General features: G+C 63.8%; 15 protein-coding genes and 1 pseudogene. 5 read left to right on the forward strand and 11 right to left on the reverse strand.

The features are described from left to right. Positions 1-35: 35 nt before the first annotated feature. Complete coding sequence (locus K408_RS0127840; protein ID WP_024342545.1) at positions 36-962, reverse strand: quinoprotein relay system zinc metallohydrolase 2; 927 nt, start codon at positions 960-962, stop codon at positions 36-38. A 126-nt stretch (positions 963-1,088) separates the two neighbouring features. Between K408_RS0127840 and K408_RS0127850 the strand changes: the two genes are divergently transcribed. Next, positions 1,089-1,973, forward strand: coding sequence for a substrate-binding domain-containing protein (locus K408_RS0127850; protein WP_024342544.1), 885 nt, complete (start codon positions 1,089-1,091; stop codon positions 1,971-1,973). After that, positions 1,970-2,527, forward strand: a complete 558-nt coding sequence (locus K408_RS0127855; protein WP_024342543.1) for a PQQ-dependent catabolism-associated CXXCW motif protein — start codon at positions 1,970-1,972, stop codon at positions 2,525-2,527. Before K408_RS0127850 ends, K408_RS0127855 begins: the two co-directional genes overlap by 4 nt. A 56-nt stretch (positions 2,528-2,583) precedes the next feature. Here K408_RS0127855 and K408_RS0127860 read toward each other — a convergent pair whose 3' ends face one another. The 6 genes from K408_RS0127860 to K408_RS0127885 all read right to left on the reverse strand — a co-directional run bounded on the left by K408_RS0127860 (position 2,584) and on the right by K408_RS0127885 (position 7,425). Next, positions 2,584-2,886: a copper-binding protein gene (locus K408_RS0127860; protein ID WP_024342542.1), complete on the reverse strand. Its 303-nt coding sequence runs from the start codon at positions 2,884-2,886 to the stop codon at positions 2,584-2,586. Positions 2,887-3,013: 127 nt separating this feature from the next. Beyond that, positions 3,014-3,622 (reverse strand): BAR domain-containing protein, encoded by a 609-nt coding sequence (locus K408_RS0127865; RefSeq protein WP_024342541.1) that lies wholly within the window; start codon positions 3,620-3,622, stop codon positions 3,014-3,016. Continuing rightward, a complete protein-coding gene (locus K408_RS0127870) occupies positions 3,619-4,467 on the reverse strand; it encodes an ABC transporter permease (RefSeq protein WP_024342540.1) in 849 nt (282 codons plus the stop codon). Before K408_RS0127870 ends, K408_RS0127865 begins: the two co-directional genes overlap by 4 nt. Then, positions 4,464-5,270: an ABC transporter ATP-binding protein gene (locus K408_RS0127875; RefSeq protein WP_024342539.1), complete on the reverse strand. Its 807-nt coding sequence runs from the start codon at positions 5,268-5,270 to the stop codon at positions 4,464-4,466. The genes K408_RS0127870 and K408_RS0127875 overlap by 4 nt, the downstream gene beginning before the upstream one ends. After that, a complete protein-coding gene (locus K408_RS0127880) occupies positions 5,267-6,259 on the reverse strand; it encodes a YVTN family beta-propeller repeat protein (RefSeq protein ID WP_155248737.1) in 993 nt (330 codons plus the stop codon). Before K408_RS0127880 ends, K408_RS0127875 begins: the two co-directional genes overlap by 4 nt. After that, a complete protein-coding gene (locus K408_RS0127885) occupies positions 6,244-7,425 on the reverse strand; it encodes an ABC transporter substrate-binding protein (protein WP_024342537.1) in 1,182 nt (393 codons plus the stop codon). The genes K408_RS0127880 and K408_RS0127885 overlap by 16 nt, the downstream gene beginning before the upstream one ends. A 59-nt stretch (positions 7,426-7,484) precedes the next feature. Here K408_RS0127885 and K408_RS0127890 point away from each other — a divergent pair, with 59 nt between their 5' ends. Then, complete coding sequence (locus K408_RS0127890) at positions 7,485-8,057, forward strand: DUF3280 domain-containing protein (RefSeq protein WP_024342536.1); 573 nt, start codon at positions 7,485-7,487, stop codon at positions 8,055-8,057. 58 nt (positions 8,058-8,115) lie between these two features. On the opposite strand, the gene fghA is transcribed toward K408_RS0127890, so the two are convergent. Together fghA and K408_RS0127900 are read right to left on the reverse strand one after the other, a co-directional pair. Continuing rightward, a complete protein-coding gene (fghA, locus tag K408_RS0127895; protein ID WP_024342535.1) occupies positions 8,116-8,961 on the reverse strand; it encodes an S-formylglutathione hydrolase in 846 nt (281 codons plus the stop codon). A gap of 67 nt (positions 8,962-9,028) precedes the next feature. Beyond that, positions 9,029-9,649, reverse strand: a complete 621-nt coding sequence (locus K408_RS0127900) for a response regulator (RefSeq protein ID WP_024342534.1) — start codon at positions 9,647-9,649, stop codon at positions 9,029-9,031. Between the two features lie 206 nt (positions 9,650-9,855). On the opposite strand from K408_RS0127900, the gene K408_RS0127905 reads away from it, so the two are divergent. Continuing rightward, positions 9,856-11,214: a histidine kinase gene (locus K408_RS0127905; protein ID WP_024342533.1), complete on the forward strand. Its 1,359-nt coding sequence runs from the start codon at positions 9,856-9,858 to the stop codon at positions 11,212-11,214. 59 nt (positions 11,215-11,273) lie between these two features. After that, positions 11,274-11,639 (forward strand): annotated as a pseudogene (gene lanM, locus K408_RS38875) (lanmodulin LanM). A gap of 15 nt (positions 11,640-11,654) precedes the next feature. On the opposite strand, the gene K408_RS0127915 reads toward lanM, so the two are convergent. Then, on the reverse strand, positions 11,655-12,293 hold the full coding sequence (locus K408_RS0127915; protein WP_024342532.1) for a response regulator transcription factor: 639 nt from the start codon (positions 12,291-12,293) through the stop codon (positions 11,655-11,657). A 100-nt stretch (positions 12,294-12,393) separates the two neighbouring features. Beyond that, positions 12,394-14,571, reverse strand: a complete 2,178-nt coding sequence (locus tag K408_RS0127920) for a PQQ-dependent dehydrogenase, methanol/ethanol family (protein WP_024342531.1) — start codon at positions 14,569-14,571, stop codon at positions 12,394-12,396. Between the last annotated feature and the right edge of the window lie 15 nt (positions 14,572-14,586).

Genomic DNA, 14,586 nt, shown 5'->3' on the forward strand with positions numbered 1-14,586 from the left:
ACGAAACAATCGTTGGGTACAGCCTAGCGCGTCCGCTATTCCCATTCAATTTCCGAGAATGCTGCGGTTGCGTTGCGGGCGTTGTAATCGTCGAACAGCAGCCAATGCGGCCGTTCCGAAGCGGCCGCCTTGTCTGCGGCGGCGCGGATCGGTTCGCCATTCTTGTTCAACTTGCGGACATCGGACAGCAGCGTTGACAGATAGCGCCCTTCGTCGCGCAGCGCCGCGGGCCAGCCGCTCACGGGACCGTGACCGGGAACAACCCTTAGCGCCTGGATCGCCTCTAGGCTCTTCAATGCGTCGAGCCAGCCGCGGATGCTGCCATCCATCACCGGAACGTGCCGGAGAAAGACGAGGTCGCCCGCAAACAATGTTCTCGTCGTCTCGTCGAACACGGTCAGATCGGCGTCGCTGTGCCCTGTCGGCCAGGCGCGCAGAGACAGTCGGCGCGACCCCAGATCGAGCGTCATCGTGTCGGTGACGAGCAAGGTCGGCGTGATGATCTTTACGGGATCAATCAACTCGCTGCCCATGATGCGACGGAAATTTTCCAGATAGAAAGGCCCGCGCGTCGCGAGCGCCTGCGGCAGCTTGTGATGGCCGACGAAAGTGGTGCTTCCGGCCGCGAAAGCCGCGTTGCCGAAGACATGATCGGGATGGCCGTGAGTGTTGACGACGTAGCGGATCGGCTTGGGCGTCTTCGCACGCACGGCGGCCAGAAGCGCTTCGCCTTCACGAAGGCTGCCGCCGGTGTCGATCACGGCCACGGCCTCCTCGCCCACGATGAAGCCGACATTGGCGATGTCACCCTCGTTCTCGCGGCTCATCAGGGCGATGATCCCGGAGTGTACAAAGATTCCCGGCGCGACTTCGCTCACAGGCAATTCGGCTGCCCCGGCGCGTGCTAGCGTCGCTGTCCCCAGTAGGAACAAGGCTGCGATCATAGAAGCGATGCGAGACACTTTTCTGCCTCAGTTCAAGGAGCCTGTCGCGCTGCGCTGCAACAAGGAAGCCAACGCCAAGTTGAGCAACGATGGCGCGTCAAGCGTCGCATGGATAACATTCAACGACAATGAGGAGGAAGCGCGATGACGCGAGCTGGACGACATCGTCGCTGGTTGTTTTCACTTTGGATCGTGATCGCGTCCTGCGCCCTTGGCGATGGCGCTATCGCGCAGACCAGTGACACGGGCGATCTCTCGTTCGAGCTCGTGGATCCCAAGGTGCTGCGCGTCTGCGCCGACCCGCGCAATCTGCCGTTCTCCAACGAGAAGGGGGAGGGTTTCGAGAACAAGCTCGCGGAGTTTCTTGCGGAGAAGCTGCAGAAGAAGCTCGACTACGTCTTCTTCCCGCAGGCGACGGGCTTCGTGCGCATGACGCTGGGTGCGCATCGCTGCGACGTCATCATGGGCTTTCCGCAAGGCGACGACCTCGTGCAGGGCACCAATCCCTACTACCGCACAGCCTATGCGCTGGTCGCGAAGGCGGGCAGCGGGCTTGAGAACGTCGATGTACTCGAGGATCCGAAGCTGAAGGGCAAGCGTATCGGCATCGTCGCCGGCACACCGCCCGCAACCAACATGGCGCTGGCGGGCCTGATGGGTGACGCCAAGCCCTATCAGTTGATGATCGATACGCGCTTCGACAATTCGGCGAAAGCGATGATTGATGATCTTGCCGCCGGCAAGATCGACGCTGGCGTGCTGTGGGGCCCGATGGCAGGCTACTACGCGAAGATGGCCGGCTCCTCGCTCCATGTCACGCCACTGGTGAAGGAAACCACCGGGCCGAAGCTGGTCTATCGCATCGGCATGGGCGTGCGTCCCGCCGACCAGAACTGGAAACGGCAGCTGAACAAGCTGATCCAGGACAACCAGGGCGAGATCAACAAGATCCTGCTCGATTTCGGCATCCCGCTGCTCGACGAGAGCAACCGGCCGCTCAGTGCGGAGACACTCAAGAAGACACCATGAGGCAGCACCTTGCCGTCGCGCTGCTCGCTACCGCTCTCGCAGGGCAGGCATTCGGGCAGCAGCCGGAGCCCTTCGAGCCGGAGGGATATCGTGCCGACAATTATCGCGCCCCGGTACCGGCGACGCTCGCCGGTGCACGCGTACTGACGACGGCGGAAGCCGAGGCGATCTGGCGCGCAAGGAGGGGCACTTTCATCGATGTGATGCCGCGCCCGCCGAAGCCGAAGAACCTGCCCGAAGGCACCGTGTGGCGCGATGCGCCGCGCAGCAACATTCCGGGCAGCATTTGGCTGCCCGACACCGGCTACGGCGCGCTGCCGCCAGCCATGGACGATTATCTCCAGCGCGGGCTCGCTCGTGCCTCGCGCGGGGACAAGGCCGCACTGCTGGTGATCTATTGCCTGGCCGACTGCTGGATGTCCTGGAATGCTGCAAAGCGCGCACTCGCTTACGGCTATTCCAACGTTGCCTGGTACCCCGACGGCACCGATGGCTGGGAGCGCGCGATGCTTCCGACAGAGGAGGCGCAGCCGGAACCGCGCCCCGATCAGTAGCGATCGTCAAGGCCGGACGCCCGGTCGTGACGCAACGTTCCAGGGGAAAGCAAAGCCTACTTCTGCTTCTGCAGCTTCGTCAGCGTGCCCGTGCCGTTCGTCTCGGTGGCGGTATAGCTCACGCGGTCGCCGGCATGGACCGCGTCCAGCATCGCTGCGTCCTTCGCCTTGTACTCCTGTAGCGCCCCAGCGCTGCCCGCGCCGGCGCCGACGGTGCCCTTCTGCGTCTGCTGGATCGAAATCGTGCCATTGAGCCGATCGATCCGCATGATCATGCCGGTCATGTCTTCAGCAAAAGCGCTGGATGCGAGCATGCTGAGGGCCGCAGCGCCCGCGAAGATGAATTTCGTGGTTCCCATCGAGGCCTCCCGGCGTCATGGAGTTCACTTCGACAAGCCATCCCGGATCAATTTGGTTCCGGCAGATCGCGGCGAACGAGCCCGCTGCGCCTGTGGGAACCCTCGTGAGTCGCCCGTGAGGCTGCCGCTATTCCATTTCCTGCTGGATCAAACGCCCGAGCGCGAACAGGCGCTGGTCGATCGTGGTAGGAACCTCGCAGACGAAGCGCACCACTTTATGGCGGTCTTCGAAAATACGGGTCTTCCAGATCAGCTCGTTGCTCAGCGCTTCGACCTTGGCCTCATCGCGCGGCGTTGCGCCCTGCAGGGCCTGGAGCTGAAGCGCATCTTCGCGAATCGTGTCGGCAGCCTCGCGCTGCTTGCGGCTGACCCGTTCGAGACCGTTCATGACTTGGGAACGCTGGGCATTCAGCGTGTCGAACAGGCCGGCAAACAGGAGCTTCGCTTTCGCGGCCTTGTCGGAGCCAGAGGCGGCTAGAAGCTCCTTCACCGATTTCTCGGCCTCGTCCAGCGGCGTCTTGCGTGCCGACAGCTTTGCAACCAGCGCGCTGACCTCGGCGTCGTCCTTCCACTTGTTCTGGACGTCATCGAGCGGCGGACCGGCCCACACGGCGGCCAGCGAGATCTCCGGAACCTTGGCCTGGGTGCAGGGCCAGTCCGGATAGCGCGGATCGGCCGCGGGCGCGGCTGTGGCGGACAGCGTCATTGTGATGGCAGCCAGGACCCAAACCTTCATCCTTCGCCTCCGGCAGGGCCGCGTCGCGCCAGCCCGCGCGAGGGATCATAGGCCAAGATCGCACCGATCATGAAGACGATTGTGCAAGCAGCAACCACCGCCAGCGAGATCCAGTTGATCTGCCCGTACAGCGCGAAGCGGATCAGCTCGACCGCATGGGTGAACGGATTGACCTCGCAAAGATAGTAAAGATAGGGGCTGCCCTCCTGCACCCGCCAGAGCGGGTAGAGCGCGGAGGAGGCGAAGAACATCGGGAATATGACGAAGTTCATCACGCCGGCGAAATTTTCCAGCTGTTTGATGCCGGAGGAGATCAGCATTCCGAGAGAACCCAGCATCAGCCCCGAGAGGATCAGCGCCGGCAGCACGGTAAGGTAGCCCGCGGCCGGCGGGGTAATGTCCCAAAGCCAGGCGATCAGCAGGAACGCATAGACCTGGAGCAGCGACACCGCGGTGCCCGCGAGCAGCTTGCAGAACAAGAGGAACCCGCGTGGCAGCGGGCTCACCAGCAGGGTGCGCATATTGCCCATCTCGCGGTCATAGACCATCGAGAGCGAAGACTGCATGCCGTTGAAGAGCTGAATCATCGCAATCAGCCCAGGTGCGATATACACCTCGTAGAGGATGTAGGTCTCATATGGCGGGATGATGGAGATGCCGAGCACCTGGCGGAAGCCGGCGGCAAAGATGAACAGCCACACCAGGGGCCGTACCAGTGCGGAGACAAAACGTTCGCGCTGATGCAGGAAGCGCAGCCCCTCGCGCCAGACGATGCCGGTGAGGCAGGTCAGGTACTCCTGGACTGAGAAGCCACGCGGCGTATCGCGCGCGGTGATGCTGCTCATGCGCCGCCTCCAGGCATCGTTTGCGCGCCGGTCAGGCGCATGAAGGCGGTGTTGACGTCCTGCGCGCCGGCTTCCGCGACGACGCGGCTCATCGGACCCTGCGCCAGCACTTTACCTTGGTGCAGCACGACGAGATCGTCACTGGGCATGATCTCGTCGAACAGGTGCGTGGCCCAGAGCACGCCAATGCTCTGCTCGGCCACGAGCTGGCGAACATGGCTGATGATGTCGGCCCGTGCCTTGACGTCCAGGCCGACGGTCGGCTCGTCCAGCAACAGCAGCCGGGGACGGTGCAGCAACGCTCGTGCAATCTCCAGCCGCCGCATCTGTCCGCCCGAGAGATCGCGCACCTTGCTGCCGGCGCGCTCTTCGAGCCCGATGCGGCCGAGCAGCTCGGCGCTGCGGGCGGCGGCCTCGCGGCGGCTGATGCCGTGGAGGGCGGCGTGATAGAGCAGGTTCTGCGTCAGCGACAGGTCGAGGTCGAGCGTGCGCGGCTGGAATACGACACCTAACAGCCGCAGCGCCTCGCCGGGAGTCTTGCTGATGTCATGGCCGAAGATGGAGACACGGCCGGACTGGATGCCGAACAGGCGAGTGACGAGCGAGAACAGCGTGCTCTTTCCGGCGCCGTTGAGTCCCAGCAGTGCCGTGAAGCTCGCCGGCTGCACGTCGAATGACACGTCCGTGAGCGCGCGCCGTGGTCCGTAGGAATGGCTGACGCCCTCGATCGACAACGCCGGCAACGCGGCCGCATCAGGCCTCGGCATCTGACGTTGCTCGGTGACCGGGGCAGGGCTGGTCATGGCGCAATCGCGACGCCCCAAGGCAGTTCGCCCACCTGAATGGTCTTGATGACTTTCTGCGCGGCGACGTCGATGACCGAGACGTCGTTCGACACGCCATTGGTGGTGAGCAGGTATTTTTCGTCGGGCGTGAACGCGACATGCCAGACGCGCTGCCCGACCAGCAGATATTTCGTCACTTTGCGCGTGGCGACGTCGACGACCGCGATGCGGTTGGCGGGCCCGAGCGCGACAAAGGCGGTCTTGTCATCTCTGGTCATGCCGATGCCGACCGGCTGGATGGCTTCTTTTCGCAAGCCCGGGATTTCGAACGTGACCTTGCCGATCACTTCGTGCTTCTTGGGATCGATGATCGAGACCGTGCCGCCGATCTCCGAGGACACCCAGACTTCGGAGCTGTCATGCTTGTACTCGGCAAAACGCGGGCGCGCGTCGACCAGCACGTTGGCGACGATCTGGCGCGTGGCGGTGTCGATGAAATGCGCCATGTTGGTGGTCTCGGACGTGTTGATCAGTGTCTTGCCGTCGGGGCTGATGGTCATGCCCTCGGGCTCGACGCCGACCTGGATATCACCCAGGCGCGCGCGCTTCTCGAGGTCGATCACGGTCACCGTGTTGTCGTTCTCGTTGGCGACGTAGAGAGTCTTTCCGGCGGCATCCTGGGCGAACAATTCCGGATCGGGGCCGGAGGGCAGGCTGTCGACGACGGTCTGCGTCTTGGCATCGATCACCTGGATGGTGTCGTCGTCGCCCACTGCGACCATCACGAACTTTCCATCACGTGTGAGATCGATCCCGCGCGGGCGCTGACCGACTTTGATGGTCTTGGTCACCGTCCAGGTCTCGGTGTCGATGACCGACACCGTGTTACTCTTCTCGTTCGAAACATAGGCGATGAACGCATGCGCAGGCGCTGCGACGAGCGCCATTGCGGAGAGTAGCCCAACACGCCACATGCGCAACATCTGCGTCCTCACTTCAACTTGCATTTGCTCTCCGGGCGATCGTAGCCGAGCGTGTCGAGCTCGGAGACCTGATGCAGGAAACCTTCCTGCGGCGATACCGACACCACCATGCGGCCGTCGACCAGCAGGATCGGCTGGCGAAGCTGCAAGTTCCAGTCACGCAAGGTCAGCCGCGTGCCTTTGAAGGCGGCGACCGAGAAATCCGGGCCCTTGATGAAGTCGGTCACCTTCTTGATGTCGCCGGAATTGGTGCGCGAGGTGCCTTCGCCGATCATGCGGACCGCGGTCCAGGCCTGCATGTCGAGCGCGGTCATGCGCCGCGAATTCAGCTTGAAGAAGCGGTTCTGGATCTGGATCGCGCCCCACTGGTCCTGCGCCGCGTCCCAGCTCCGCGGCACGAGGCCGGCGGAGCCCGCGACGGGGCGCGGATCCCAGGTGCGATAGGGCAGGTACGCGCCGAAGACCTCGCTCTCATCGGCGGCGATCAGCACGTCGTATGCGGGCGCCTGCTGCGTAAACACCGGAATCTGGCGCTGGATCAGCGTCACGCCGCTGTCGGTACGTCGCGCGCCGCCTTTGTCTTCGAAGGTCCGTTCCTGGACGATCTTGGCGCCGAACCGCGTCGCGGTGCGCCGGAGCGCATCGGCGAACAGCCTGTCTTCGTTATGGGAGCCGACCACGAGAAGCCAGCGCGACCACTTTTTCCAAACGAGATACTGGCCGAGCGCATCGGCCAGCATCGCGCGTGTCGGAGCGGTGTGGATGACATTGGCGCGGCAATCGGCCTCGCGCAACCGTTCGTCGATTGCGCCGACGTTGAACAGCAGCGTGCCGCGCTCACGCAGGGCGTCGGAGACTTTCAGCAGCGCATCGGCCGGCAGGTCGGCGATGACGAACCCGTTCTTGTCAGCGAGGGCGGTTGCAGCCTGGACCGGATCCTCGCCTTCCTTGACGCGGCGCTCCTCCAGCGTGAAGCGCTGGTTGAGAAACTTTCCGGTGGTGTTGTTGTCCTCGATGGCGAGGCGGGCGCCGGCGAGGCCGTCATTCTCCGCAGGTTGCTCGGCCAGCGATAGCGTCGATCGGGTGCCGGCAATTCCGAGATAGCCGACGCCGATCGTAACCGGGTCCGCGGCGAGCGCACTCGTGGCGGCAACACCCAGACCGATCAGGCCGACCAACCATCGGATCATGTTTCCTCCAGGCGTTCTCCCCAGCTTGACCGCTGGTGGAGAATTGTCTCTGCTGAAGCATGACCAATTTGTCAGGGCATGCAACCCCGCATTTCGTCCTCGCGCGCGCGAGGACGGGAATCACGATCGTGCGAGCATTGATAGGCTTTGCGGCTTTGTTGTTGACGGGTTCGGTCGCGCTCGCCGATCCGCCAAAGCTTGCGGTCTTCGATTTCGAGCTGATCGACACCAGTCTGCCCGGTGAGTTCTACGGCGCGAAGCCGGAGCAGGCGCGGCTGGAGCGTATCAGCGAGCAGCTGCGCAAGGAACTGGCAGAATCGGGCCGGTTCCAGCTCCTTGATATAGCTCCGGTCAGGGATGCCGCCCGTCGCGCGAACCTGCAAGCCTGCGGCGGCTGCGACCTCAAGCTCGCCCGTCAGCTCGGTGCCGATCTGGAGATCACCGGGCTCGTGCAGAAGGTCTCGAACCTGATCATCAGTCTTAACGTCTATCTCCGAGACGTGAAGACCGGCAACATGATGACGGTCGCCAGCGCCGACATGCGCGGCAACACCGACGAAGCCTGGACGCGCACCATGAGCTACCTGATCCGGAACCGTTTGCTGGCGCCGAATTACGGGCGGCCGGAGTAGAGCAGCAATAGCTCGCCGCGAGGGCGCTTCGCGCTCACAAGCGGAGAAGGAAAAAACGCTACGCCGTCAACCTTGCTGCGTGCCAGTGCAGGTGATCGCTCATAAAGGTGGAGATGAAATAGTAGCTGTGGTCGTAGCCCGCCTGCCGCCGCAGCGTAAGCGGGATGTTAGTCTTGGTGCATGCCTCTTGCAGCAGCTCGGGCTTGAGCTGCTCCTTCAAGAAGTTGTCGGCATCGCCGTAATCGACCAGGAAGCCGGAGAATCTCGCGCCATCCTCGATCAGCGCCACCGTGTCGTGGTTGCGCCAGGCGTCCTTGTTCGGCCCGAGATAGCCGGTCAGGGCCTTGATGCCCCAGGGCACCTGCGAAGGCGCCACGATCGGGGCGAACGCGCTCGCGGCGCGATAGCGGTGCGGGTTGCGCAGCGTCACCGTCAGCGCACCGTGGCCGCCCATGGAGTGGCCCATCACCGATTGCCGCTTGGCGTCGACCGGAAAGTTCTCGGCGACCAGCTTGGGCAACTCGTCGGTGACGTAGCTCCACATGCGGTAGTTTCGCGCGAATGGCTCTTGGGTCGCATCGACATAGAAGCCGGCGCCCAGGCCGAAATCATAGGCATTGTTGGCGTCACCCGGCACGTCCGGCCCGCGCGGCGAGGTGTCTGGTGCGACGAAGATCAGGCCGAGCTCGGCGCAGGCTTTGCGGAATTCGCCCTTCTCGGTGACGTTGGCGTGGGTGCAGGTGAGTCCGGAAAGATACCAGACCACGGGCAGCTTGGCGCCGGCCGCATGCGGCGGAACGTAGACCGAGAACACCATGTCGGTTCCGGTGGCCTGGCTGGCATGGCGATAGACGCCCTGCACGCCGCCATGGGATTTATTGGTCGAGACAGTCTCAATCGTCATGCCCAAGCTCCGTGGCATCTCACCCCATCAACAATGCACGCTTGTGTGACCGAAATTTGTGGCGTCGTCAGGCGACGCCACTGTCGATCGCCAGCCGCACCAGCTCGACCGAGGTTTTCACGCCGAGCTTCTGGCGCATGATGGACGAGGTATTGGCCACCGTCTTGTAGGACGATTGCACCAGCCAGGCGATCTCGGACAGGCTCTTGCCGGCGCTCAGCAGCCGCAGGATCTCCATCTCGCGTGCGTTCAGCTTCGAGAGCGGGCTTTGGGCCAGCGTCGGTCCTGCAAAGGCGATGCTGCGCGCGATGGCAGTGGGCAGATAGGTGCCGCCGCCGCTGACGGCGCGGATCGCCTCGACGAGGTCGTCGGGATCGCCGGTCTTTGAGACATACCCCTTGGCGCCGCACTCGATAGCGCGCGCGGCGAAAGCAGGATCGTCGTTCATGCTGAACATGATGATCCGGGCCTCCGGCGCGCGCTCGAGGATGCGACGTGCGAGCTCGAAGCCGGACACGGTCGGCAGGTTGATGTCGATGATGCAGAGGTCGGGGCGTTCGACGATGAAGACGCACTCGCCGTCTTCGGCGTCGGCAGCCTCCAGAATCTCGATCTCGCCCTCGTCGGCCAGCACGGCACGGCAGCCGGAGGCGACAATGGGATGATCGTCGACGATCAGAATGCGCATAGGCGTTCCCCGCGACAGCGCATCCCTGCGTTAGAGTTTGCCTGTTTTGCGCTGCACGCAGCCAGCATGAGGAACTGGGCGTCTCATGTGGCCTCATGCAACCCGGCCGGGATTGCTGTACGCTTCCGATTAGATATCGGGCGCTTCGCCTCTGTCAACGTCATCGGACAGGCGCGGGCATCCTTCGCGAGGCACTGGCGATAGCAATGTGGCAAAATTTATCCTTGCGCGGGCGCATCAATCTCTTGCTGGCGCTGCTGCTGGCACTCGGGCTCGCCGTCAATATCGGCCGGCAGGTCGCGGAGGCCGGGCCGCGCGTGCAGGCCGAGGACCAGAGCGTAATCCGGCTCGCGCGCGAATTCATCGAGATGATCGTGGCGGACCTGAACGAGGCGCCAGAGCCGGACGCCCGGCTGAACCAGATCGCGCGCGATCTCAGCCGCCTGCGCCATGTCAGCATCACGCTTCGGGGCGCCGGGGGTCATTCCCTGACGCCGCCCCGGCTTGACGCCGACGCCGACACGCGCGCGCCGCCGGCTTGGTTCGTCGGCCTGGTTCATCCCGAGCAGACCGCGGTCAGCGTCCCCGTCTCGATCCAGGGCAAGCCGGGCTCGCTCGTGATCACCTCGCACCCCGATGACGAGATCGCCGAGATCTGGGACGGCATCGTGACCCAGCTCGAGGTGGGCTCGGTGATCGCGCTCGCGCTGTTTTTCCTGATGATGAATGTGGTCGGTCGGGCGCTGGCACCCCTCCAGTCGCTGGCCGAGGCCATGGGGAAGCTCGAACGCGGACATTACGAGGCCCGTGTCACGCCGGGCGGCGCGCCGGAACTCGCCGCGATCTGCACCAAGCTCAACCACCTTGCCGCGACGCTTGGCGAGGCGGTCGAGGACAAGCGTCGACTTGCCGAGCGTGCGGTGTCGCTTCAGGACATCGAGCGCAAGGAGATCGCGCGCGAGCTCCATGACGAGTTCGGGCCGTATCTGTTCTCGCTGCGCGCGCATGCGAGCGCACTGGCCAAGCTGGCGGATGGACGGGACCCGAGTGCGGACGCCGTGCGCAAACATGGCAGCGCCATGCTGGAGCAGATCAACGCGCTCCAGCAGTTCAATCGCCGCGTGCTGGAGCGCCTTCGGCCTGTCGGCCTTGCCGAGCTCGGTTTGCGCAAGGCACTCGAATCCCTGTCGCGGCTTTGGCGGCAGTCGCATCCCGAGGTCGCGATCGAGACCATGATCTCGCCGGCGCTCGGGCCGACCGGCGAGACCGCCGATCTCACCATCTACCGTATCGTGCAGGAGGCACTCACCAACGTATTCCGCCACGCCGGTGCGACCTCGGTCAACGTCGTCATCGAGCCGGCGGAGCAGATGGCTAACGACGGCCGCGGCTGCGCCCGGGTGCGGGTCAGCGACAACGGGCGCGGCATGGAGCCGGACCAGAAGCTCGGCTTCGGGCTCGTCGGGATGCGCGAGCGGATAATGGCACTGGGCGGCACGCTCAACGTCGTGTCCGGCGATGGCGGCTTGACTGTAGAGGCCCTGATTCCGACTGCCTCGTCATGATCCGAACATGACGTCCGAGACCACAGGGAGAGCTCGACATGCCGATGTTTGGCCGATGGATGGCGTCGATTCTGGCCGCCGCGATGATGTCAGGATCTGCGCTGGCGGCTTCTCGCGGTGATCCCGTCAAGAAGTTCGACACCGACAACGACGGAACGCTCGACCATATCGAGGTCAGGAAGGCGGCCATGGCGCTTTTCGCCAGGCTCGACCCGGATCACGACGGCACACTGGACATGCGGGAGTTGCGGGGAGATTGACCGGCAAAGAGATTGCGGCAGCAGATCCCGACCACGATGGAACGCTGTCGGTGAACGAGTATCTCGCAGCGGTCCGACGCAGCCGATCCGGATCATGACGGCACGCTGGATAGAACCGAGCTGAAGGCGCCGGCTGGACGTGCGCTGCTTCAGCTCCTGCAATGAGCAGCCGGCTACCCGTCAGTTCGAGCTATCCGCGTTGCCCGCAAGCTCGTGCGCACGGCGGAGCAGGTCGCTCGTGCGACGGAGACCGAGCTTGGTCCTGGCCTGCTTGACGAGCCGAGCGACGGCACGAGGCGTGATATCCAGCTCTTCGGCGATCGCAGAATAGGAATTCCCTTGGCCAAGAAGGCTGAGTGTCTCTCTTTCCCTGCGGGTCAGCATGGCGGCCTTGCCGGAATCAACGTGATCGGGGAGGGGAACGCCGCGAAGATTGATCCGCTCATCGACATAGCGATATCCGAGCCTGACCTGACGCACGGCCTTTGGCAGTTCGTCGGGCGGAGAGTCCTTCAGCAAATATCCGATGGCTCCTGCCTTGATCGCGGACGCAACGATACTTGCGTCCGCATGCATGCTGAAGACCAGCACGCGCGCGAGCGGCGCATCCGTGGATATGCGGTGCAGCAAGTCGACGCCGCCCAGTGCTTCCCCGGGAAAGCTCAAATCGAGGATGACGACTCCGGGCCGGTGCTCCAGGAATGCTTGATAGCCACTCGGGACATCGCGCGCCGCGACGACGTCTTCGACGTCCCCCAGCACCACGCGGCACGCTTCTGCAATGATTGGATGGTCGTCGACGACGAGTATCGGGCTCAATGGAGTTCCCTGAATTGCATCGTGTTTCGACGAGACGACGGGTGCGGTGAACGCCGCATCAGCTGGCTGCGGCGGTGCCTGCCGCAGCCGTGCTGCCGCGTCACTTCTTGGGCCGTATCGCGTCAGCGGTGCCCTGGATGAAGGCCTGGATCTTCACGACATCAGCTTCCGTGAGCTTGCCCGTGAAGTCCGGCATGCCTTTGTCGCGGAACGGTCCCTTGAAGACGATGCTCTTGAGGTTGGCGATCTCCTCCGCCGGCACGTAGCCGAGATTGCGGACGTTGCCGCCCTTGTCGACGCCGGGTACGCCATGGCAGGTGGCGCAGGCGGCGACGTAGAGTGCGGTGCCTTCCGGCACGTCCTTGGGATCGTATTTCACGCCCTGCAGCAGGCCTTCGGTCTGGTACTTCACGAGTTCCGGCAATGGCGCCTTGCCGTTGAGCGCGAACGTGTAGACTGTTCCGGGGCTTTGCCGCTCGGTCGCGCGCTGCGCCATGCCGTAGACGCCGCCCCAGCCGACGGCGATCGAGACGTACTGCACGCCATCGAGCATGTAGGTCGAGGCCGCGGCGACGACGCCAGTGCCGGTCGGTGTTTCCCACAGCGTCTTGCCGGTCTTGGCATCATAGGCAACGAAGCGTCCATCCGCGGTGCCCTGGAACACCAGGTTTCCGGCCGTAGTCAGAGTGCCGCCATTCCATGGGGAGGGGTATTCCACCCGCCAGGCTTCCTTTTGCTTGACCGGATCCCACGCGATCAGGCGTTCGAACGGAAGACTCTTCGGCGGCTCTCCGTTGAGCACGAAGCCGACATTCCAGCCGGTGGCGCCGCCGAACTTGCCCGGCGTTGCGGCATTCTGCTTGAAGTTCTTTTCCGGAATGAGGTTCAGCGGCACGTTCTGGGCCGGCAGATAGACCAGCCCGGTCTGCGGGTTGAACGACATCGGATGCCAATTGTGGGCGCCGTAGGGTCCGGGGATCGAGTCGTACGCCGCCTCGCCACGCGCGGCCGGCACCTCGATCGGGCGGCCGTTGGCGTCGTAACCGGTGGCCCAGTTCACGTCGACGAAGTTCTTCGCGGAGATGAATTTCCCATTGGTGCGGTCGATCACGAAGAAGAAGCCGTTCTTGGGCGCGTGCAGGATGACCTTGCGCGGCGCGCCATCGATGCTGATGTCGGCGAGGATCATCGGCTGCGTCGAGGTGTAGTCCCAGTGGTCGCCGGGCGTCTCCTGATAGTGCCAGACGTACTTGCCGGTATCGGCGTTCAGCGCCACGATCGAGGCGAGATAGAGATTGTCGCCGCCAGCGGGACTACGAACGTTCCTGTTCCAGGGCGAGCCGTTGCCGGTGCCGATATAGACGAGATTGAGATCGGGGTCGAAGGTGATGGTGTCCCACGGCGTGCCTCCACCGCCATTGAGCCAGTACTTGCCGGCGGGATCCCACGTCTTGGCCGCCTTCTCCATCGACTCGTCTTCGAATGGCTTGGACGGATCGCCGGGCACGGTGAACCAGCGCCAGAGCTGATTGCCGCTTTCGGAATCGTACGCGGTGACGTAGCCGCGCGCGCCATATTCGGCGCCGCCTTGTCCGATCACGACCTTTCCGTTGAAGACGCGCGGCGCACCGGTGATCGTGTAGGAATGCTCGTGGTCGATCAGCGTGTCCCTTTCCCAGACCTTCTTGCCGGTCGCCGCGTCGAGCGCGATCAGTCGGCCGTCATATGCGGCCACGAACACTTTCCCCTTGTAGAGTGCGACGCCGCGGTTGACGACGTCGCAGCAGCCCCTGTAGCCGAGCTCGCGGTTGACTTCGGGATCGAACGTCCAGATGCGCTTGCCGGTGCGCGCGTCGATGGCATGCACGACGCTCCATGGGGCCGTCTGGTACATGATCCCGTCGATGACGACCGGCGTCGCCTCGACGCCGCGCGAGGATTCGAGATTGTAGGTCCAGACCAGGCCGAGGTCTTTGACGTTGTCGCGCGTGATCTGATTGAGCTTCGAGAATCGCGTCTCGGCGTAGTCGAGACCGATCGTGGGCCAATTGGTGGACGTCGCGGTGTTCGCCCTGATGTAGGCGCTGTCGACCTGCGAGGTGATGGATTTGATGTTCTCCGGCGTCGGAGTCCTTGCTGGATCCTGCGCGGAGGCGGCGGCAATGGATGTGATGACGCCAAGGCCTGTGACAAGGCCTGTGACGAGACCTGTGACGAGGCTGCGGGCTGGTCGAGCCGACGAATATCGAACTGAAAAGCGATCCCCCAACGTCATCATGTCCCTCCCTGTATT

It is taken from the genome of Bradyrhizobium sp. in8p8 (assembly GCF_000426845.1).
Taxonomy (GTDB): Bacteria; Pseudomonadota; Alphaproteobacteria; order Rhizobiales; family Xanthobacteraceae; genus Bradyrhizobium; species Bradyrhizobium japonicum_C.

Bases quoted from the DNA above. Each gene is read 5' to 3' on its own strand.
- K408_RS0127875 (WP_024342539.1), bottom strand. From the start codon at position 5,270: ATGACCAGCCCTGCCCCGGTCACCGAGCAACGTCAGATGCCGAGGCCT.
- K408_RS0127885 (WP_024342537.1), bottom strand. From the start codon at position 7,425: ATGATCCGATGGTTGGTCGGCCTGATCGGTCTGGGTGTTGCCGCCACG.
- K408_RS0127880 (WP_155248737.1), bottom strand. From the start codon at position 6,259: ATGCAAGTTGAAGTGAGGACGCAGATGTTGCGCATGTGGCGTGTTGGG.
- K408_RS0127905 (WP_024342533.1), top strand. From the start codon at position 9,856: ATGTGGCAAAATTTATCCTTGCGCGGGCGCATCAATCTCTTGCTGGCG.
- fghA (WP_024342535.1), bottom strand. From the start codon at position 8,961: ATGACGATTGAGACTGTCTCGACCAATAAATCCCATGGCGGCGTGCAG.
- K408_RS0127900 (WP_024342534.1), bottom strand. From the start codon at position 9,649: ATGCGCATTCTGATCGTCGACGATCATCCCATTGTCGCCTCCGGCTGC.
- K408_RS0127870 (WP_024342540.1), bottom strand. From the start codon at position 4,467: ATGAGCAGCATCACCGCGCGCGATACGCCGCGTGGCTTCTCAGTCCAG.
- K408_RS0127890 (WP_024342536.1), top strand. From the start codon at position 7,485: ATGACCAATTTGTCAGGGCATGCAACCCCGCATTTCGTCCTCGCGCGC.
- K408_RS0127860 (WP_024342542.1), bottom strand. From the start codon at position 2,886: ATGGGAACCACGAAATTCATCTTCGCGGGCGCTGCGGCCCTCAGCATG.
- K408_RS0127850 (WP_024342544.1), top strand. From the start codon at position 1,089: ATGACGCGAGCTGGACGACATCGTCGCTGGTTGTTTTCACTTTGGATC.
- K408_RS0127855 (WP_024342543.1), top strand. From the start codon at position 1,970: ATGAGGCAGCACCTTGCCGTCGCGCTGCTCGCTACCGCTCTCGCAGGG.
- K408_RS0127865 (WP_024342541.1), bottom strand. From the start codon at position 3,622: ATGAAGGTTTGGGTCCTGGCTGCCATCACAATGACGCTGTCCGCCACA.
- K408_RS0127920 (WP_024342531.1), bottom strand. From the start codon at position 14,571: ATGATGACGTTGGGGGATCGCTTTTCAGTTCGATATTCGTCGGCTCGA.